The 19,079-nt window shown below is 75.4% G+C and carries 18 protein-coding genes; 8 read left to right on the top strand and 10 right to left on the bottom strand.

What is annotated here, in order from left to right; all coding sequences use genetic code 11:
- Positions 1-20: 20 nt before the first annotated feature.
- Positions 21-818, bottom strand: coding sequence for a serine/threonine protein kinase (locus ACIRS1_RS17310; RefSeq protein ID WP_402840413.1), 798 nt, complete (start codon positions 816-818; stop codon positions 21-23).
- A 289-nt stretch (positions 819-1,107) separates the two neighbouring features.
- On the opposite strand from ACIRS1_RS17310, the gene ACIRS1_RS17305 reads away from it, so the two are divergent.
- On the top strand, positions 1,108-1,515 hold the full coding sequence (locus tag ACIRS1_RS17305; RefSeq protein ID WP_360221471.1) for a hypothetical protein: 408 nt from the start codon (positions 1,108-1,110) through the stop codon (positions 1,513-1,515).
- A 139-nt stretch (positions 1,516-1,654) separates the two neighbouring features.
- On the opposite strand, the gene ACIRS1_RS17300 is transcribed toward ACIRS1_RS17305, so the two are convergent.
- The 3 genes from ACIRS1_RS17300 to ACIRS1_RS17290 all read right to left on the bottom strand — a co-directional run bounded on the left by ACIRS1_RS17300 (position 1,655) and on the right by ACIRS1_RS17290 (position 5,274).
- Complete coding sequence (locus ACIRS1_RS17300; RefSeq protein WP_402840410.1) at positions 1,655-2,785, bottom strand: aminotransferase class I/II-fold pyridoxal phosphate-dependent enzyme; 1,131 nt, start codon at positions 2,783-2,785, stop codon at positions 1,655-1,657.
- Positions 2,782-3,528, bottom strand: a complete 747-nt coding sequence (locus ACIRS1_RS17295; RefSeq protein WP_402840407.1) for a transcriptional regulator — start codon at positions 3,526-3,528, stop codon at positions 2,782-2,784. The genes ACIRS1_RS17300 and ACIRS1_RS17295 overlap by 4 nt, the downstream gene beginning before the upstream one ends.
- 195 nt (positions 3,529-3,723) lie before the next feature.
- The gene (locus ACIRS1_RS17290) at positions 3,724-5,274 is read right to left on the bottom strand and encodes a beta-propeller fold lactonase family protein (protein ID WP_402840404.1); all 1,551 of its coding nucleotides are present in this window, start codon (positions 5,272-5,274) and stop codon (positions 3,724-3,726) included.
- Between the two features lie 513 nt (positions 5,275-5,787).
- On the opposite strand from ACIRS1_RS17290, the gene ACIRS1_RS17285 reads away from it, so the two are divergent.
- Together ACIRS1_RS17285 and ACIRS1_RS17280 are read left to right on the top strand one after the other, a co-directional pair.
- On the top strand, positions 5,788-6,231 hold the full coding sequence (locus ACIRS1_RS17285; protein ID WP_402840401.1) for an RrF2 family transcriptional regulator: 444 nt from the start codon (positions 5,788-5,790) through the stop codon (positions 6,229-6,231).
- A 72-nt stretch (positions 6,232-6,303) separates the two neighbouring features.
- Positions 6,304-7,482: a globin domain-containing protein gene (locus ACIRS1_RS17280; protein ID WP_402840398.1), complete on the top strand. Its 1,179-nt coding sequence runs from the start codon at positions 6,304-6,306 to the stop codon at positions 7,480-7,482.
- A gap of 125 nt (positions 7,483-7,607) precedes the next feature.
- On the opposite strand, the gene ddaH is transcribed toward ACIRS1_RS17280, so the two are convergent.
- Together ddaH and ACIRS1_RS17270 are read right to left on the bottom strand one after the other, a co-directional pair.
- The gene (gene ddaH, locus ACIRS1_RS17275; protein WP_402840395.1) at positions 7,608-8,435 is read right to left on the bottom strand and encodes a dimethylargininase; all 828 of its coding nucleotides are present in this window, start codon (positions 8,433-8,435) and stop codon (positions 7,608-7,610) included.
- A 313-nt stretch (positions 8,436-8,748) separates the two neighbouring features.
- Positions 8,749-9,642: an MBL fold metallo-hydrolase gene (locus tag ACIRS1_RS17270; protein ID WP_402840392.1), complete on the bottom strand. Its 894-nt coding sequence runs from the start codon at positions 9,640-9,642 to the stop codon at positions 8,749-8,751.
- Positions 9,643-9,885: 243 nt separating this feature from the next.
- On the opposite strand from ACIRS1_RS17270, the gene ACIRS1_RS17265 reads away from it, so the two are divergent.
- Entirely contained in the window at positions 9,886-10,668 is a 783-nt protein-coding gene (locus tag ACIRS1_RS17265; RefSeq protein ID WP_402840390.1) for an SGNH/GDSL hydrolase family protein, read from the top strand.
- Positions 10,669-10,675: 7 nt separating this feature from the next.
- Here the strand turns inward: ACIRS1_RS17265 and ACIRS1_RS17260 are convergent, their stop codons facing one another.
- Positions 10,676-11,131, bottom strand: a complete 456-nt coding sequence (locus ACIRS1_RS17260; protein WP_402840387.1) for a DUF2809 domain-containing protein — start codon at positions 11,129-11,131, stop codon at positions 10,676-10,678.
- Positions 11,132-11,337: 206 nt separating this feature from the next.
- Here ACIRS1_RS17260 and ACIRS1_RS17255 point away from each other — a divergent pair, with 206 nt between their 5' ends.
- The gene (locus ACIRS1_RS17255) at positions 11,338-12,765 is read left to right on the top strand and encodes a DUF2252 domain-containing protein (RefSeq protein ID WP_402840384.1); all 1,428 of its coding nucleotides are present in this window, start codon (positions 11,338-11,340) and stop codon (positions 12,763-12,765) included.
- A gap of 85 nt (positions 12,766-12,850) precedes the next feature.
- On the opposite strand, the gene ACIRS1_RS17250 is transcribed toward ACIRS1_RS17255, so the two are convergent.
- Positions 12,851-13,537: an alpha/beta fold hydrolase gene (locus tag ACIRS1_RS17250; protein WP_402840382.1), complete on the bottom strand. Its 687-nt coding sequence runs from the start codon at positions 13,535-13,537 to the stop codon at positions 12,851-12,853.
- 168 nt (positions 13,538-13,705) lie between these two features.
- Between ACIRS1_RS17250 and ACIRS1_RS17245 the strand changes: the two genes are divergently transcribed.
- Entirely contained in the window at positions 13,706-15,394 is a 1,689-nt protein-coding gene (locus ACIRS1_RS17245; protein WP_402840379.1) for an Imm49 family immunity protein, read from the top strand.
- A 74-nt stretch (positions 15,395-15,468) separates the two neighbouring features.
- Here the strand turns inward: ACIRS1_RS17245 and ACIRS1_RS17240 are convergent, their stop codons facing one another.
- Positions 15,469-15,729, bottom strand: a complete 261-nt coding sequence (locus ACIRS1_RS17240) for a hypothetical protein (protein WP_363365310.1) — start codon at positions 15,727-15,729, stop codon at positions 15,469-15,471.
- A 532-nt stretch (positions 15,730-16,261) separates the two neighbouring features.
- Here ACIRS1_RS17240 and ACIRS1_RS17235 point away from each other — a divergent pair.
- Entirely contained in the window at positions 16,262-17,503 is a 1,242-nt protein-coding gene (locus ACIRS1_RS17235) for a DUF5685 family protein (protein WP_402840376.1), read from the top strand.
- 251 nt (positions 17,504-17,754) lie between these two features.
- Here ACIRS1_RS17235 and ACIRS1_RS17230 read toward each other — a convergent pair whose 3' ends face one another.
- Entirely contained in the window at positions 17,755-17,898 is a 144-nt protein-coding gene (locus ACIRS1_RS17230) for a hypothetical protein (protein ID WP_360221678.1), read from the bottom strand.
- A 252-nt stretch (positions 17,899-18,150) separates the two neighbouring features.
- On the opposite strand from ACIRS1_RS17230, the gene ACIRS1_RS17225 reads away from it, so the two are divergent.
- On the top strand, positions 18,151-19,044 hold the full coding sequence (locus ACIRS1_RS17225) for a chitosanase (protein WP_402840372.1): 894 nt from the start codon (positions 18,151-18,153) through the stop codon (positions 19,042-19,044).
- Positions 19,045-19,079: the final 35 nt, after the last annotated feature.

Here is a 19,079-nt window from a genome sequence, read left to right as displayed (position 1 = left end):
TCCTCACGGCGGGTCGGTCCTCAGGGGCGCCGGGGCGGGAGCAGGGCCAGGTGCTCCTCCCGGACGAGGTCGAACTTCAGTGCCAGGGCCGCGAGTTCCTCGCGCTTGCCGCCGCCCGGCGCCTCCTCGTAGGGCTCGCGCAGGCGCAGTTTCGTCCACACCAGGTAGTCGATGTGGTAGTTGACCGCCGAGCGGGTCAGTCCACGGCAGGAGGGCAGCGCGCGCAGCCGGGCCAGCACGTCGGTCACCCCGGGGACGGCGGCGGCGGAGGGTGAGCGCAGCCTGGGCTCGCAGAGCGCGAGCAGCACCAGGAAGTACTTGGCGGTCGGGTCGAGGGCGAACGGGCTGACGGTGCGTTCGCCCTCGGAGCCGCCGGCGTCCTCGACTCCGCCGCCCGCCGACCGTCCGGGGGCGGCGCCGCCCGGGCCGGGGGCCAGGTAGGCGTGCTGCGGGGCGAAGACCTTGAACGAGACGGGTTCGCCGAGCGCGGGCAGCAGCACCCGGGAGAACTCGAACGGGACGGGTGCGCCGAGCCGCCCCGGCGCCACCTTGACGTGCTCGCCCGCGCCCTCCAGGTTCTCCACGACGTAGGTGGCCGTGGTGCTGAAGTTGGAGAGCAGCCAGTAGTCCTCGGCGGCGGTGACCTCTCCCGCGCGGCGCGAGACACCCTGGTCCGCGAGCGGGATGGGGGCCGGCCGGCCCGGCTCGCCGCGCCCGAAGACCGCGGCCTCACCGGGCCCCATCCGCAGCAGTTCGGGGGCCCGGCCGGGCGCCACCACCGCTGCCGGGTCGGGAAGTTGGACGATGACCGTGTCCACGCAGACACCTCCGTCGGTCGGGTCGATGGTATCCGCCCTTTCCGCTCCGATGGCAGTTCGCCACCCGGACGGGTGAAGGAGCCGGACCACCGCGACGGGCGGGGCGCCGACGAACTGATCGTTCGTCAGTCGGCGATCTGTCCGCGTGCTGAACACTGCGAGAACGGTTGCAGCACGTAGTTGAATGGTCACCTTGAGTGTGACGTAACACACACGAAACATGTTCACGTTCTGTGCAAGACTCATCCCAAGGAGTGAGACACCCTTAATTTCCAAGGAGGTTCATATCATGCGCGCTCGGATCGCAGCCGTGATGGTGGCGACGGCAGGGATCGCGGGTCTCTCGGCCGGACCGGCCCTGGCGACCCCGACGACGGCCGAGACCGGCACCGTGGCCTGCGCCGCCGTGCTCAACCAGCCGTGCATCTCGCACCAGGCCGACGGTGAGGGCTTCGTCGGCACGGCCCAGGTGTCGGCCGCCCCGGGGCAGTTGACGGTCCTCCGGGTCGAGGTCCGCACCCAGAAGGCCTGGGGCAGCCCGTGGGAGACGGCCACGTCGACCACCGCGGTCCGCCTCGGCTCGGTGAAGGCGACCACCCCGCGCGTCGTCACCAACGACCTGAAGATGATCTGCGCCACCGCCGGCCCCGCGCTGGACGCCGCGCAGCAGGTCACCACCTGTACCAACCCGTTCTGATCCTTCGCCAACCCCCGTTTGGCGAAAGGGATCCGGAACGCGGGGGCGGCACTCGGCCACCCCACGGGCCTCAGGGCCGGCCACCGTACGCGGTGGCCGGCCCGTTCGGCGTTCCGGCCCGCCCCCGGGCCCGTGCGCGTCAGCGCTTGCGGAGCCAGTCCGCGAAGGCCGCCAGGGCCGGGGCCGGGTCGCGGCGGCCGAGGCCGATCCGGAAGCGGTCGACCGGCGTGGGCGTCAGCTCGGAGCGGAAGATCCCGGCGGGCAGCAGCAGGACGCCCGCCTGCTCGACCAGCGCCGTGCAGAACTCCTCGACCCCGTCCGCGCCGAGGTAGCGCGGGTAGGCGACACAGCCGCCGTCCGGGGCGCGCCACTCGAAGAGGTCGGCGAACTCGGCGAAGAAGGCGTCGAACTGCGGGACGTTCTCCGCGATGATCGCGCGGTTGCGCTCCAGGATCCGCTCCCGGTTGTTCAGCGCGATCCGGGCCAGCACCTCGCTCGGGGCGGAGTTGCAGATCGTGGTGTAGTGCTTGGCCCGCTCCAGCCGGGAGCGCAACTCCGCGTCCCGGCAGGCGATCCAGCCGATCCGCAGGCCGGGCAGGCCGAGCGCCTTGGAGGTGACGTTGAGCGAGAGGGCGCGCTCGGAGAGGTCGGCGGCCTGCGGCAGGGCGCGGGCCCGGTCGCGCTCGAGGCCGCGGTAGACCTCGTCGGAGAAGAGCCGGATGCCGTGTTCCTCGCACAGCTGCGCCAGCCGCGTGAAGTCGGCGGCGTCGATCACCTTCCCGGTGGGGTTGTTGGGGAAGTTGACCGACACCACCCGGGTGTTCGGGCGCAGCGCGGCCTCGACGGCGTCCAGGTCGAGCGCCCAGTCCCGCGCCGCGTCGAGGGCGACCCCGGTCACCTCGCAGAGGGAGAGCGGGATGGTCTCGGCGGACTGGTAGTTAGGGGTGAGCACCACGGCGTGGTCGCCCGGTTCGAGGAGCACCTGCATGGCGAGGTTGAGCCCCTCCTGGGCTCCCCCGAAGCAGATCACGTCGTCGGCGTCCACCTGCTCGTACGTCCCGGCGATCGCCCGGCGCAGCCCCGGGTCGCCGAAGGTCTCGGTGTAGCCGAGGGCGAGGGTGTCCCACGCCTCCCGGTCCTCGGGGCCGGCCAGGGCGAGCAGCTCGGCCATCGTCATGGTCTGGGCGTCGGAGGCGGTGAGGTGGTGCCGCGCGGTGAACTCCCAGCGGGAGAAGTGGGTCTCGAGTCGGAAGTCGGGGAGCCTGGTCATGGCTGGTCGCTCGCTCTCGTGCGGTGGTGCGCTGGTGCAGGGGTGTCCCCGGGTCCGGCGTTCCCGGGTTCGGCGTCACGGGGTTCGGCGTTCCGGGATTCGGTGTTCCTGAGTTCGGCGAGCAGGGTGTAGACGGTCGAGCGGGACACCCGGAGCGCGGTGGCGACGGCGGGGGCGGCCCGGCGGACGGCGAGGACCCCGGCCTGGTCGAGTTCGCGCAGCACCGCGAGCCGGTCCTCGCGCCCGAAGCGCTCGAGCGGGCGGCCGTGCGCACGCACGTATCCGCCGATCACGTCGTTCATCCGTTCCGTCCAGTCCCGTTCGAACAGCGGCTCGGGGCGGGGGGCGGTGGGCGCGGCGAAGCCGGCCAGCAGGGCGGCGGCCTGTTCCAGCGGGCCCCGGTCGAGGTTGACGCAGAGCACCGCCGAGGGCCGCCCGGCGTCGTCGCGCAGCACGGCGCTGACGGAGGAGAGCCGGCGGCCGTCGGGCAGCAGCTTCTCGTAGGGGCCGTAGACGTCGGGGGCGGACGGGTCGAGGGCGTCGAGTTCGCCGAGCAGCGACGGGTCTCCGGGGGCGCGTGCGGTCATCGGGTTCCACACGGCCAGCACCCGGTCCGCGGCGGCGTCGTGCAGCACCACCTCGGCGTAGGGGCCGAGCAGCAGGGCCACGGCGCGGCAGGCGGGGGCCCAGGTGCGGATCCGCGGGTCGGCGGCGTCGGCGGCTGCGGCGGGTTCGGCGGTCATGTTCGGACTGTACGTCCAGTCCGGACGTTTCGTCCAGGCGTGCGGGCACGGGCCCCGGGGGTGCGACGGCTGCGGGAACGGCGGAGGGCCCCGCCCGTGGGTACGGGCGGGGCCCTCCGCGCTTCGACGGCGGCCGGTCAGCGGCTACGGGTCAGCGGCAGCCGGCCGGTGGCCGGCGGTCAGCGGCTACGGGTGTCAGCGGCAGGTGATCAGCAGACCGAGGACGGCGGTGCAGCTACGGGTGTCCCGGCTGGTGGCCGGGGACGGGTCGGCGGGCACGCCGGCGGTGCGGGCCACCGTGACGTCGAAGGTGCGGACCAGGCTGAGCAGGCCGACCGAGACCGAGAAGTGCCGGGTGGTGCTCGCGCCCTTGGCCAGCGGGGCGGTCACCGCGCAGGTGAGCTTGGTGCCCGCGACGGTGCAGTCGCTCGAGGTCGCGGCGAGGCCGACGGGGAGGTCGGCGGAGACGGTGGCCGAGGTCAGCGGGTCGGGGCCCTGACCGGTCAGGGTGACGGTGTAGTCGACCCGGCTGCCGAGCAGACCGCTCACCGGGGTCGCGGTGAGGGCGACACCGAGGTGGGCGCTGGGGGCCGTGTAGGTGAACCGGTCGCCGGCGACGGCGGCGCTGGTGCCGCCGGGCGTGGTGACCCGGACGTCCACCGGACCGGTCACCGTGGTGGCGGGGGCGGTGGCGGTGCAGCTGGTCCTGGTGCAGCTGAACCTGGTGGCGGCACCGGCCGCGCCGAAGGTCACCGCGGTGGCGCCGTTGAGGTCGGTGCCGGTCACGGTCACGGCGGTGCCGCCGACCCCGGAGCCGCCGGCCGGGCTGATCGCGGTGACGGCGGGCACCGGCAGCGGGAAGTTCAGCACGTCGACGGCGCTGCCGTTGAAGTCGGCCAGGTAGCCGTGCCGCCCGTCGGGGGCGACGGCCAGGGTGTAGGGGTTCGCCCCGACGGGCACGGTCGCGGTGACGGTCCGGCTCGCGGTGTCCACCACGCTCACGGTGTCGTCGTCGTAGTTGGACACGTACGCGGCGGTGCCGTCCGGGGAGATCGCGACGGCGTACGGGCCGGAGCCGACCGCCACCGTTCCGGTCAGCGTGTTGGCGGCGGTGTCGAGGACGGCGGCGGTGGCGTCGTCGGCGTCGGCCGCCCAGAGCCGGGTGCCGTCCGGGCTGAGGGCGAGCCCGAAGACGCTGTGGCCGACGGGGACGGTGGCGCTCACCGTGCCGGTCGCGGTGTCGACCACGTTCACCGCCTTGGCGCCGGAGGCCGCGACGTAGAGGCGCTTGCCGTCGGCGGAGAGGGCGAGTCCGTGCGGTTCCGCGCCGACCGGGACGGTCGAGGTGACGGTGGCGGTGGCGGTGTCCAGCACGCTGACGGTGCCGGCCCCGGCGTTGCTGACGTAGGCGCGCGTGCCGTCGGCGGACAGGGCCAGGCCCCACGGCTGGGCGCCGACCGGGACGGTGGCGGTGACGGTGTTGCCCGTGGTGTCCACCACGCTGACGGTGCCGTCGAGGTGGTGGGTCAGGTAGGCGCGGTGCCCGTCCGGGGAGACCGCGACCGCGTAGGAGCCGCTGCCCGCGGTGAACGTGCCGGACACCGCCCTGGTCGCGGTGTCCAGCACGCTCACCGTGCCGGTGCTCTGGCTGGTGACGTAGGCCCGGCCGCCGTCCGGCGTGAGCGCGACGCCCGCCGGGTAGTCCGCCACCGCCACGTGGGCGGCGACGGTCGGCGGCGGCGTCACGGCCTCGGCGGTGACGGGCTGCGACAGCAGCGCGGCCGTGGGGGGGGGGGGGGGGGGGCGCCCCCCCCCGCCCGGGGGGGGGGGGGGGGGGGGGGGGGGGCCCGGGCCGGGGGGGGGGGGGGCTGCCCCCGCGGGGGGGCGGGGGCGGGGTTTAGCGCGCCCCCGCCCGTCCGGGTGCGCCGGGGTGCACGGGCTGTTCTCACGGGTCTCTCCAGGATGGTCGGTCAAGGAAACGCAACGCCGGTCGCTCCGGCGCCCCCCGCGGTTCCGGAACCGCACGAAGCGTAGAAGCACCCCTGACCGACCGTCAGGGGCTGATCGGTAATGTCGCCAACTGTTCAGATTCGATCGATTCGACCCACCCGGTCCGACCCCGACCCGATCCTGAACCGTTCCCGGTCCGGTCCCGGCGCGATCCCGATCCGCCCCCGCCCGATCCCGCTCCGCCGTCGACCCGGTCGGGATCGTGCAGGAAATTGGAGTTCCGGAATCGCATTCGCTAGCGTTCCGCACGTGAGGCTGACCAAGAGCACCGACATCGCCCTCCGGATCGCCATGCGACTGGCCGTCCTGGGCGAGGAGGCCAACCCGACCACCCGCGAGGTGGCCGCGTCGGTCGGGGTGCCCTACACCCACGCGGCGAAGGTGGTCAGCCGGCTGCAGCACCTCGGGGTCCTGGAGGCCCGACGCGGGCGCGGCGGCGGGCTGATGCTCACCTTCGCCGGACGCACCGGCTCGCTCGGACTCCTGCTGCGCGAGCTGGAGGGGGTCGGCGACGTGGTCGGCTGCGAGGACGACCCGCCGTGCCCGCTGCGGGCCGCCTGCCGGCTCCGCGGTGCGTTGCGGACGGCACAGGAGGCCTTCTTCGCCACCCTCGACCCGCTCAGCATCGACGACCTGGTGGCCTCCCCCACCGGGCCGGTCCTGCTCGGCCTCACCAGCAGACCCACCGACTGATCCGCCCCGGGCCCCGCGCACCCGCGCTCGGCCTTTAATACGCATATCAGATACCAGTTTGGAGCCCGACTGATGCTGTCCGCCAAGTCCGCCGAGGTCGTCGAGGCCACCCTGCCCGCCGTGGGCGGTGCCATCGGGGACATCACCCCGCTCTTCTACGAGCGGATGTTCGCCGCCCACCCCGAGCTGCTGCGCGACCTGTTCAACCGGGGCAACCAGGCCAACGGCACCCAGCGGCAGGCCCTCGCCGGATCGATAGCCGCCTTCGCGACCGCCCTGATCGCCCACCCGGACCAGCGGCCCGACGCGATGCTCGCCCGGATCGCGCACAAGCACGTGTCCGTCGGCATCCGCAACGACCAGTACCGGATCGTCCACGAGCACCTGTTCGCCGCGATCGTCGACGTGCTCGGCGAGGCCGTCACCCCGGAGGTCGCCGCCGCCTGGGACGAGGTGTACTGGCTGATGGCGAACGCCCTGGTGGCCGTCGAGGACCGGCTGCGCGCCGAGGTCGCCGCCGGCGGCGACCCGGCCGACCTCTGGCGCCCCTACACCGTCGTCGCCCGCTACCAGGAGACCGACACCGTCACCACCTTCCTGGTCCGCCCCGCCGACGGCCGGCCCGCGCCCGTCGCCCGCCCCGGCCAGTACGTCTCGGTCCGCACCGAACTCGCCGACGGCGCCCACCAGATCCGCCAGTACAGCCTCTCCGGCACCGCCGACGGCGCGCTGCGCTTCAGCGTCAAGCGCGAGCCCGGCGGCGAGGTCTCCGCCCACCTGCAGGACCACCTGCACACCGGCGGCGCCGTCGAACTCTCCCCGCCGCTCGGCGACATCGCCCTCGCCGACGGCGACGGGCCGGTGCTGCTCGCCTCCGCCGGCATCGGCAACACCCCGATGACCGCGATGCTCCACCACCTCGCCGCCACCGGCTCCCCCCGCACCGTCGTCTCGGTGCACGGCGACCGCGACCAGCTCAGCCACGCCTTCCGCGCCGACCTCGCCCAGCTCACCGCCAAGCTGCCGAACGCCACCGCCCACGTCTTCTACGAGCAGCCGCTCGGCGAGTGGCCGGCCGAGCGCACCGGGCTGGTCGACCTCTCCACCGTCGAGGTCCCGGCCGGCACCACCGCCTACCTGTGCGGACCGCTGCCCTTCCTGCGCACCGTCCGCGAGCAGCTGCTGGCGGCGGGCGTCCCCGCCGCCGACATCCACTACGAGGTGTTCGGTCCGGACCTCTGGCTCGTCTGAGGCCCCGCCGCACGCGGCCCGCTCGGGACGGATCCCGGGCGGGCCGCCGCCGCGCCGCCGGCCGTGCCGCCCCGGACGCCGGGCCGCCCGCGGCCGACGGCGCAGTCGGCCGACGGCGCCCGCGATCACGACGGCCGGAGCTCCAGCGTGCAGCACTTCGCCCCGCCGCCGCCCTTCAGCAGCTCCGAGACGTCCACCGGCACCGGTTCGTAGCCGGCCTCGGCGAGCCGCCCGGCCAGGTTCTTCGCGGTCTCGGGCAGCAGCACCCGGCGGCCGTCCGAGACGGCGTTGAGGCCGAACACCTCGGCGTCGGCCCGGTCGGCGAGGATCGCGTCCGGGTACAGGGTGCGCAGCACGGCCCGGCTGTCCGCGTCGAAGGCCTCCGGGTAGTACATGACGTGGTCGTCGGCGAGCACCGCCAGCGCCGTGTCCAGGTGGTAGAAGCGCGGATCGACCAGGGTCAGGCTGACCACCGGGACCCCGAACAGCGCGCCCGCCTCGGCGTGCGCGGCCCGCGAGGTGCGGAAGCCCGAGCCGGCGAGCACCCGGCGGCCGACCACCAGGTGGTCGCCCTCGCCCTCGTTGACGTGCCCGGCGCGGCGCACCTCCTGGTAGCCGTTCGCCCGGAACCAGGCCTGGTAGGCCGTGGACTCGGCGGCCCGCTCCGGGTACCGGAAGGTCGCGACCAGGGCCCGGCCGTCCAGCACGGTCGCGCCGTTGGCGGCGTACACCATGTCGGGCAGGCCGGGCACCGGGTCGATCAGCTCGACGGTGTGGCCGAGGCGCCGGTACAACCGGTGGAGCCGCTCCCACTGGCGCAGCGCGAGCGCGGTGTCGGTGGGCTGCGCCGGGTCCATCCACGGGTTGATGGCGTAGTCCACGGTGAAGTGCGTCGGCCGGCACATCAGGTAGCGCCGCGGCCGGGCGGTGCGCTCCGGGGTCTGGGTGGGCATTCCTCCACCGTCCTTGGGTGCGGGGGGTTCGGGGCGGTCCGTGGTTCGGAAGACCGTTCGACAGGCGGCTGCCCCGGCGGCGCCGTTCGCACACCCGCGCGGACGCCCCCGGCTGGCGCAACCCCCCGCGCACCCGGCGCGAGCCCCGGCGCACGGGCCGCGGTGACCGGGCCGTCGCGCACGGGCCGCGGTGACCGGGCCGTCGCGCACGGGCCGCGGTGAAGGGGCCGCGACGCGTCAGGTGCCGCGGGCGGACGCACCCCGCCCCACCGCGCGACCTGCACACCGCGCGACCTCCACGCTCTGCACCGCGCTACCAGCGCACCGCGGCGAAGTCCACCGGGGCGGGCCGCAGCGACCGGCAGCGCTCGGCGAGCGCGCGCAGCCGCCGGTCCGCCTCCGCGGCGGGCATCCGGCGCCGCTCACCGTGGCCTGGCAGCAGCCACTCGAAGTGCAGCGCACCCAGGCTGCGGTCCAGCGAGGCGGAGAGCTCCTCGATCGAGTACCAGGTGATGCTCTCGTGCACCTCCATGTCCCCCGTGGTGCGGGACCAGTAGAGGGTGTCACCGGTGAAGCAGTACCGGTCGTCCACCGCGTAGAGCACGCTGCCCCGGGTGTGGCCGGGGAAGGGGCGGGCGGTGACGCCCGGGGCGATCTCCACCGGGTCGAGGCCGCGCAGCACCCGGTCGGCGTCGGGCGCGGCGTCCAGGTCCCCCTCGTGGATCCAGAGCCGGGCACCGAGCCGGTCGGCGTACCGGCGGCCGTGCGCCGCGTGGTCCCGGTGCGTCAGGAGTACGTCGGTGACGGGGCCGAGTGCCTCGTAGCGCGCGGCCAGCGCCTCGGCGAAGCGGGGCGTGTCCACCATCAGCCACCCCGTGGGGCGGCGGCACAGGTAGGAGTTGGCACCCGCGGTGTGACGGGAGTTGTGGCCGAGCAGCAGCACCTCCTCGTCGAGCGCGAGCGGGAAGGGGTCGCCCGCCGGGTCGAGCGGGCCGGCTGCCGGGCGGACGGAACGGGTGGAGCAGGCGTGGGCGGCCGCCAGGAGGCTGCGGTGCTCTGCCTCGTCGCGCGGCTGGCGGACCAGTTCGGAGCGCCCGCGGTGCTCGCGGATCAGCCCGGGGGCGAGCTGCCGGGCGACGTCGCAGTTGGTGCAGCGGTCGTCGACGGTCCAGTCTCCGGGCAGGCCGGAGGAGGCGTTCGGAGTCATGGGTGGATTCCCCTCGTCACGGGACGGCGGCCGGCGACAGGGCCCGGCGGCCGGCGCGATCGCGCTCCTCGAGGATGGTCCGGGCACGCCCGGAAGTGGAAGGGGGCGCGGATCTTGTGCTTTCCGGTGACCGGCGCTCTGGCCGGCGCTCTCACCGGCACGGGGGGTACGTGGCCCATCTCACGCGCCTCCCCGGTCACCTACGGTGGCGTAGGTCACTTGAGAAGGTGAACTATCTACTTCATGCCGAACCTCCAGGAGACCCTTGACCTCAGTTCGTACGCCGCCCTCGGGGACAGCTTCACCGAGGGCCTGAACGACCCCGGAGCGGACGGCGCCTTCGCCGGCTGGGCCGACCGCCTCGCCGGACTGCTCGCCGACGCCCGCCCGCCGGGCGGCTTCCGCTACGCCAACCTGGCGGTCCGCGGCCGACTGCTCGACCAGATCGCCGCCGAACAGGTGCCGCAGGTCCAGCGGCTCCAGCCGGACCTCGCCACCTTCTGCGCCGGCGGCAACGACATCCTCCGCCCCGGCAGCGACCCGGACGAGGTGGCCGAGCGCTTCGAGGCGGCCGTCGTCCGACTCACCGAGGCGGCGGGGACGGTGCTGATCTGCACCGGCTTCGACACCCGGGACGTGCCGCTGCTGAAGCACCTGCGCGGCAAGATCGCCACCTACAACGGGCACATGCGGGCGGTCGCCGACCGCAACGGCTGCCAGGTCGCCGACCTGTGGTCGCTGCGCGCCGTGCAGGACCGGCGCGCCTGGAGCGAGGACCGCCTGCACCTGTCCCCGGAGGGCCACCAGAGGGTCGCCCTGCTCGCCGCCCGCTCGCTGGGGCTGCGCACCGAGCAGGACCCGGAGGCGCCCTGGCCCACCGTCCGGGAGCTGTCCGCCGCCGACCAGCGGCGCGAGAACATCCAGTGGGCCCGCGAGTACCTGCTGCCCTGGGTCGGGCGGCGCCTGCGCGGCGAGTCCTCGGGCGACAACGTCGAGGCCAAGCGGCCCGACCTGCTGCCGCTCTGAGGCTGCGTCAGATCCGGTCGGGTGCTGCGGGCCGCTCGGTCCGCAGCACCCGGCGCCCCCGGTGCGCCCGGCGCCCCCGGAGCGCGCTCAGCGCCCGGTGGACCAGCGCGGCGGACAGCGCGCCGACCAGGTACCAGAACAGGTCCGGCGGGTTGAAGGTCGACCCCAGCACCAGCCGGGCCGGCGTGCTGCGCCGGCCGAGCTCCTCGGGCACGCCGGTGAGCTGCAGGAACTCCACCGCCCAGCTCACCGCGGAGGCCGTCACGGCCGCCCGCCACGGCCGCACCCGCGGCGCGACCAGCACCACCAGCGCGTACACCAGCACCGTGTAGAGCGCGTCCCCGGCGGCCTTCGCGGGCTCCCCGCCGAGCAGCGCCCGCGCCCCCAGCCCGGCCGCCACCGTCAGCCCCGCCGCCGCGCCGGCCGCAGCCCGCACCCGCCCGTCCCCCCGAAGACCGTCCATCCGGCCCACCCTACGGGCCGCCCGCCCCGCCCCTCGACCCCGCTCCCCCGCACGCCGTCAGCACCCCCGCCACGCCCCGGCCGCCACACCTCCACCCACCGGCACCCTCCCCCCAGGAACCACTGCCCCACCCCGGACGTCACTCCCCCTGCACGCCGTCCGCGCAGGTCGCGGACGGGTGGGACGAGAAGGGCGGGCCGGGAGCGGTGACGCAGGTGATAGACGCGGTGGACGGGGTGGGGCTGCCGGGGCGGCGGGCGTTCGCGGTGGCCGGGTTCGCGTCGGGGCAGGACGGCCGGGCCCGCGAGCGCGGGAAGGCGCTGCGGACCAAGGTGCCGCGGGAGCGGCACGCCGAGCTGGTGCCCGTGGCGGGGCGGCCGACGGCCGTCGAGGCGATCGAGGCGTCCAACGCGGGCCGGATCGGCGCGCTGGTGCCGATCCGGGTCGGCCGGATGGCCGCCACGCCGTTCGCGTTCCTGCGCGGTTCGGCCGGTCTGATGGCCGCCGACCTGGTCGGCACGCCGGACACCGGGGTGTCCGCCCAGCTGTGCGGGGACGCGCACGCCGCCAACTTCGGGCTCTACGGCGACGCCCGCGGTCAACTCGTGATGGACATCAACGACTTCGACGAGACCGTGCCCGGCCCGTGGGAGTGGGACCTCAAGCGGCTGGCCGCCAGCCTGGTGCTGGCCGGCCGGGAGACCGGCGCCGGCGAGGGCACCGCGCGCGCCGCCGCCCAGCACGCGGCCGGCTCCTACCGCCGGACCATGCGCACCCTGGCCAAGCTGCCCGCGCTGGACGCCTGGAACGCCGTCGCGGACGAGCAGCTGGTGTCCTTCGCCGACGCCCACGACCTGGCCGACGTGCTGCGCAAGGTCGGCACGAAGGCGCTCGGCAACACCAGTGCCAGATTCGCCGCCCGCAGCACCGAGCGGACGGACGACGGCGGCTGGCGCTTCACCGCCGCTCCGCCGGTGCTCACCGAGGTGCCCGACGCGACCGCCCGGGCCGTCGCCGCCTCGCTCGGCCCCTACGTGTCCACGCTGCCCGCGGAGGTGCGCACCCTGCTGTCCCGCTACCGGGTGCAGGACGTGGCGTTCCGGGTGGTGGGCACCGGCAGCGTCGGCACCCGCTCGTACGTGGTGCTGCTGACCGACCACCGCGACCAGCCGCTGGTGCTCCAGGTGAAGGAGGCCCGGCCCTCCGTGCTGCTGCCCCACCTGCAGCCGGCCGGCCACCCGGCGCCCGGCCGGGACGGGCACGAGGGCCGCCGGGTGGTGCTCGGCCAGAAGCACATGCAGGTGGTCAGCGACACCCTGCTCGGCTGGACGACGGTGGACGGGCTCCCATACCAGGTGCGGCAGTTCCGCAACCGCAAGGGCAGCGTCGACCCCGCCGCGCTGCTGCCGAACCAGCTGGACGACTACGCGCGGATCACCGGGGCCCTGCTGGCCCGGGCACACGCGCACACCGCGGACCCGGCGCTGCTGGCCGGCTACTGCGGCAAGAGCGAGGCACTGGACGAGGCGGTCGCCGCCTTCGCCGTCGCCTACGCGGACCGGACCGAGGCCGACCACGCCGACCTGGTCGCCGCCGTGCGCGCGGGGCGGCTCCCGGCCGAACACGGCGTCTGACGCCCGCTCCGCCGCCCGCGCCCCTCGCCTGCTGACGGCGTCCCGCTGGTGCCGCCCGTCGAGGCCGCCGAAGCCGTCCGGCGCCTCAGCGGGCGAGGAACGGCGCCACCGCCGCGACGAACTCGGCGGGCCGGGCGGCGTGCACCAGGTGCCCGGCCTCGACGGTGACCGACCGGCAGTCCGGGATCCGCCGGGCGAGCTCGACCAGCCCCTCCTGCGGGACGTGGCTGGTCGGGCCGCCGCCGACCACCAGGGTGCGGGCGGTGATCCCGGACAGCCCCTCCCGCCAGGCCGGGTCCGGGCTGTCGATCTGGGCCTTCACGGCGCCGACCACCGCCCAGTCGAAGTGCACCGGGCCGTCCGGCCCGTCCGGCACCGCGGAGGCCGGCCGCGGGTACGGCGCCGGCACGTCCTCCAGGACCAGCCTGGCGACCCGCTCCGGCCGGTGCTGCGCCAGCAGGTGGGCGACCACGCCGCCCATCGAGTGGCCGACCAGGTCGACCCGCGCGAGCCCGAGCGCGTCGAGGAGGGCGAGCACGTCGTCGCGCATCTCCGGCAGCCCGTACCCGGCGGTGCGGCCGCTGTCGCCGTGACCGCGCAGGTCCGGGGCGTACACGCGGTGGCCCGGCGCCAGTGCCGGCAGGACGACGTCCCAGTCGGAGGCGCGCTCGCCGAGCGCGTGCAGCAGCACCAGCGGCGGGCCGTCCACGGGCCCGCTGGTACGGCAGGCGAGTGCCACCTCGGGCAGGTTCACGATCCGGACTTCGTTCATGCCCGCCACCGTACGGGCCGACCGGCCGTCAGCCGACGGCCGTTCGCCCTCGGCGCACCCCGCGTGGTCCGGCCGCGACCTGCGGAGTCGGCTGTCGGACCCTCCGCCTAGGGTGGGTGCAGGTCGACGGTCAATCGGTGATCCGTCGGTGATCAAGGGGGCAGGGCCGTGCGGATCGAACGTCACCGGGTGGACGCGTCGCGGGTGGCTGAGGCGCGCGACGGCTTCGTGAACCGGATCGGGAGGCAGGTCCACTCCTACTCCCGCGCCGGCCTGATGACCACCACCGAGTGGCAGCTGATCGCCGACTCCTTCCTCGACTACCTCGGCGCCCTCTCCACCACCCGGCCCGACCTGGATTCCGCCGAGGCCAAGGCCGTCCTCAAGGACGCCACCGAGGCCGCCGCCGGCGCCGTCTCCTTCGCCGCCTACTACCCGGTCGACGGCTTCCACGTCTTCCTCGACTACCCGAACTTCGGGATGAGCTACGACCGCGAGCACGGGCTCGCGCGCGACCCCCGGCACCTGGTCACCGCCCGGGAGTGGCTGGACGCCTTCTGCCTCGCGATCGTCTCCGACAAGGTCTCCCACCACGGCGAGGCCTTCGGCTGGGCCCGGCAGCTGATGCCGGACGAACCGGTCACCCCCGCCCTCGAACTCGTCGACGGCTTCTTGGCCCACTCCTTCGAGGAAGGCGGCTCCCCGGACTCTGCCGATGCCGACTCCGACTCCGCCGGCGGGGCGCAGCCCGGTCTGCGCGCCCTGCGCGCCCTCACCGACGGGGACCGCGCGGCCTTCGACGCCGCGCTGCTCGCGCTCCTCCAGGACGGCCCGCACGGCACCCGGCCCGCCGGCCTCCTGCCGCTCGTCCCGATCGCCATCGCCGCCCTCGGGTACCGCACCCACGGATGGACCCCGGCCGTCGACACCGACTACCTCCCCCACGCCCTGGTCACCGGGTTCGAGACGCCCGGCCCGCGCGTCCACGGCCTCGGCCGCGACCAGCGCCCCGACGCGGTGGCCCGGCTCGCCGCCGGGCCCGTCGACCTCGACCGTCCGATCCCGGCCCTACCCCTCAGCCCGGACAGCGAGGCGCGGTTCGAGCAGCGCGTCCGGCGGGCGATCACTCCGAAGGAGGGCGAGCCGCTGGACGCGTGGGAGCTCACCGGCGCCCTGCGCTACCAGACCTGGCTCCTCGCGGCACGCGCCTCGGAGTCCGCCGACGCCACCGACGCCCAGCTCGCCGACCTGCGGCTCGGCTCCGGGCTCGGGGCCGCCGCGTTCCGGGCCGCCCTCGCCGAACCGGGCACCGAGGCCGAGGTGAGGGTCGACGGGCGGACGCTCCGCTTCCCCGCCTGCCGGTGCAGCGACTTCGGGCCGGCCTTCTGGGAGACGGCCCTGTCCTACGCGCTGATCACCGGCAGCTCCGAGGACCTCGAACCGCTCGTCCTGGCCGGCCCCACGATCGCCGCCGAGGACCGCTCCCCGTTCGCCTCGTACCGCACCGCCCTGCACGACCACCTGCGCGGCGCGGACCCGCTCCCGGCCACCCGGCGCGCCCTGGAGGAGGTGGAACGCAGCAGGGAGCAGGGCTTCCTCCCGCCCCCGGTCGTCCTGTTCTCCCAGCTCGTCGAGGGCGACGAGAGCAGCTTCAACCTCGCCCTGCTCGACGCGCTGGAAGCCCACCGCGATCACCACTCCGTCGCCGACCGGGCCACCGAGGCCGGTGCCGCGCTCAGCCTCGGGGTCCTCGCCCTCGCCTGCCACGCCCGGCGCAGCCGCGGCTGGTCGATACGCGTCCGGTCGCCCTACCTCCCGCCGCGCCTGCTGACAGCGGCCGGGGCCGGGGCCGTCTGACGCCCCGGGCCGGGCACACCGTCAGCGTCCGAGGCCGGGCAGGAACAGCGGAGAATCCGCCGGGGCCACGGCGTTCAGGGGGCCGGGCGCAGGTCGTCCTGGTCCTTGAGGACGGTCACCTGCTCGCCAGAGTCGACGTACGAGACCACCCCTCGCCACCGGCCGTCGGCGCCTCGCCGCCACTCGGTGAGGAGGCCGCGCACCCACTGCGCGTCCACCCGGACCAGGCAGGGCTTGGCGGTGCTGGTCGGCCGGTACGCGGGGAAGCAGCGGATGCAGGCGCCGCGCCCCTGGGCCATGGCGTCGGCCAGCGCGACGCGGGTGGGCTCGTGCACCTCCTTCCCGAAGCGGGCCGCGCGGGCCTGCCCGTCCGCGAGTGCCTCGCACGCCACCGAGCGGTGGAACACCGAGCCGCCCCGGGTCGTCCAGACGGACGCGGTCAGACCTCGGGGAACCGCTTTGCAGTGACCGCACTGCCCGACTATCAGTCCGTGATCACACCGCTCGTCCGCCATGCCTGCATCGTGCCGCCGGCCCGGCGGAAGATCAATGACACCTCGTCAGGCCACCGTTTCGGGAGCCCGGGCAGGGGTTCGGCGACGGCACGGAAAGAGGTCCCGGCAGCCCCTCGCCCTGCCGGGCGGGGCGCGGGCCGAGCCCGCCGGAGCGGCACGCCCGCATCCGGAGCCCCGGTCAGCCGTCCGGGGTCACCCCGGTCCCGGCCGGCCCGTCCGGGGGCCCGGTGGGCGGCCGTCGGCCGTCGGTCGGGGGCCGGGGCGCGGTCGGCGGTGGGTCCAGGTGCGGGGGCGATCGTATGATGTGCGCGGATCGGGGCCGGTCAACGGCCCACGGGGGCGAGGGGGAACCATGTTCGGCATCATCAGACCGTGCAAGCACCGGCTGTCCGAGCGGCTCCGTGCCTCGTGGATGGCGCACCTGTGCGGGCTCTGCCTCGCCCTGCGCGACGACCACGGCCAGCTCGCCCGCACCGCCACCAACTACGACGGCCTGATCATCTCGGTGCTGGTCGAGGCCCAGGCCGCCCGGGACGACTCCTCCTGGCGGCGCACCGCCGGGCCGTGCCCGCTGCGCGGCATGCGCACCGCCTCCGTCGCCCGGGGCGAGGGTGCCCGGCTCGCCGCCGCCGTCTCGCTCGCCCTCGCCTCGGTCAAGATCCGCGACCACGTCGAGGACCGCGACGGGGTGTTCGCCCGGCGCCCGGTCGCCGCCGGGGCCCGGGCCGTCACCCGCCGGTGGGACCGGAAGAGCGCCGGCAGCGCCTCCGCGATCGGCTTCGACACCGGCGTGCTGCTCGAAGCCGCCTCCCGCCAGGGCGGGTTGGAGCGGACGCTGCGGCCGGGCGGGTCGGTCCTGCTGGTCACCGAGCCCACCGAGACCGCCACCGCGGCCGCGTTCGCGCACACCGCCGTCCTCGCCGGGCGCCCCGGCAACGCCGCCGCGCTCGCCGAGGCCGGGCGGCTCTTCGGCCGGCTCGCCCACCTCCTCGACGCCGCCGAGGACCAGGCCTCCGACGCGGCCAACGGCGCCTGGAACCCGCTCACCGCCACCGGCACCGACCGCGCCGAGGCCGAACGGCTGTGCCGCGACGCCGTCCACGGCATCCGGCTCGCCCTGAGCGAGGTCGAGCTCACCGACCGCGCCCTGGTGCACGCGCTGCTCGCGCACGAGACCGGGCAGGCCGTCGACCGGGTCTTCGGCCCGGCCGCCCACGCCGCCACCTGCCGCACCCGCAACGCCGGCCCCACCGGCGGCGAGCACCCGAACGACGCTCCGTCGCGCCAGGCGCCGCCCGGCCAGGACCCGCTCTCCCCGTGGGTGCCGCAGGGCCCCGGCTTCACCCCGATCGGCGGCAAGCCCCCGCAGCCGCGCAACCTGCTGGCCGGCTGCGCGGTGTGGGCTCTGCTGGCCTGCAGCTGCCAGCTGCTCTGCTGCGAGCACGAGGACCCGTTCAGCCGGGAGCGCCGGGAGGGCTGGTGCCAGCGCAACTGCGACTGCGACTGCGGCGACTGCTGCGACGGTTGTCAGTGCTGCGGTGACTGCTGCGACGGGTGCGACTGCTGCGACGGGTGCTGCTGCGACGGCTGCTGACCCGGCGTCACCCCTTGGTGGTGTGCCGCCCCGACCGCCGGACCGCGCCCGCCACCACGACCGCCGCCGGCCCGGGACGCCCCCGCGGCGCCCCGGGCCGGATCGCTTCCACACCCGTGTCCGTGCCGGCGTCCGAGGCCGCCCCGGCCCCGCACTCCGACCCGAACGGCCCTGGCGACCCGGCCGACCAGGCCGCGGCCTCGCCGCGCACCCAGAGCGGCAGCACCGCGACCGGGCCCCGCGGCAGCCCGTCAGGCGTCACGCCGCGCCGCCTCCCGGTCGGCCGCCAGCGAGCGCTCCAGTCGCGCGAGCAGCTGCCGGAAGCGTTCGGCGTCCTGCTCCGTCATCCGCCCGTCGGGTGCCGCCCCCGGCCACTCTGCCGTGTTCTCGTTCATGCACCCGACGCTAGGCCGCGACGATCAACACACGATAAACACCCGCCCCGGCAGTCCCACCGGGGGCGGACCGGGCCCCTGCCTCCCCCTGCGCAAATTTATTAGGAAAGTTTCCTTACCTTATAGACCGGTGCCCGCCCCGGCACCTACGCTGCTGCCGCGAGCTCGCGCCCCCGCCCCGGCACGCGGTCGACCGTGCCACCCCCCACACACCCTCCGGCGGCTGCGCCCCCCGGAGATCGGAGCACACCCATGCGAGTTTCCCGAACCCGCCGCCTCGCCGCCCTCGCCACCCTGGCCGCGCTGACCGCCGGCCCCGCCTGCACCGCCGGGCCGGCCCAGGCCGCTCCCGCCACCGCCTCCGCCAGCGCCACCGTCACCACCGCCGCCTCAGCGGCCGGCGCGCGGCCGCTCGCGGCCGGAGGCCTCACCGCCGACCAGCGCCGCCGGGCCGACCAGCTGATCAGCATCTTCGAGAACAGCACCACCGAGATCCAGTACGGCTACGCCGAGAACATCGACGACGGCCGCGGCGTCACCGCGGGCCGGGCCGGCTTCACCACCAACGACGGCGACGCGCTCAAGGTCGTCCGCGCGTACACCGCCGTCTCCCCGGACAACCCGCTGGCCCGCTTCATCCCCGAGCTGGAGCGCCTCGCCTCCGCCGGAAGCGGCGACACCAGCGGCCTGCCGGAGGCCGAGTACGTCGCCGCCTGGAAGCGGTCCGCCGAGGACGCCGTCTTCCGGCAGGTCCAGGACGACCAGGTCGAACAGCGCTACTTCACCCCCGCCATGGACCAGGCCGACCGGCTCGGGCTCACCACCGCCCTGGCTCGCGCCGAGCTCTACGACGCCTCCGTCCAGCACGGCAACGGCGGCGAGTACGACGCCCTGCCCGCCCTGATCGCCCGCACCGGCGCAAAGGCCGGCTCCCCCGCCGTCGCGGGCGAGGCCGCCTGGCTGGAGGCCTTCTTCGAGGTCCGCATCGACGACCTGACCAACCCGGCCAACTCCTCCACCGCCGGCGAGTGGCGCAAGTCCGTCGACCGGGTGGAGTGCCTGCGCCGGATCGCCGCCACCGGCAACGTCGACCTGGACGGCCCGCTCGCCGTCACCGCCTTCGGCTCCGCCTACACCGTCGCCTGAGCCACGGACCCGGGGCCCGGTCGTGGGACCGACCC

It is taken from the genome of Kitasatospora sp. NPDC101176 (assembly GCF_044768035.1).
GTDB lineage: Bacteria > Actinomycetota > Actinomycetes > Streptomycetales > Streptomycetaceae > Kitasatospora.
The sequence above is the reverse complement of the archived record's forward strand: the minus strand, read 5'-3'. Positions and strand labels throughout refer to the sequence as shown.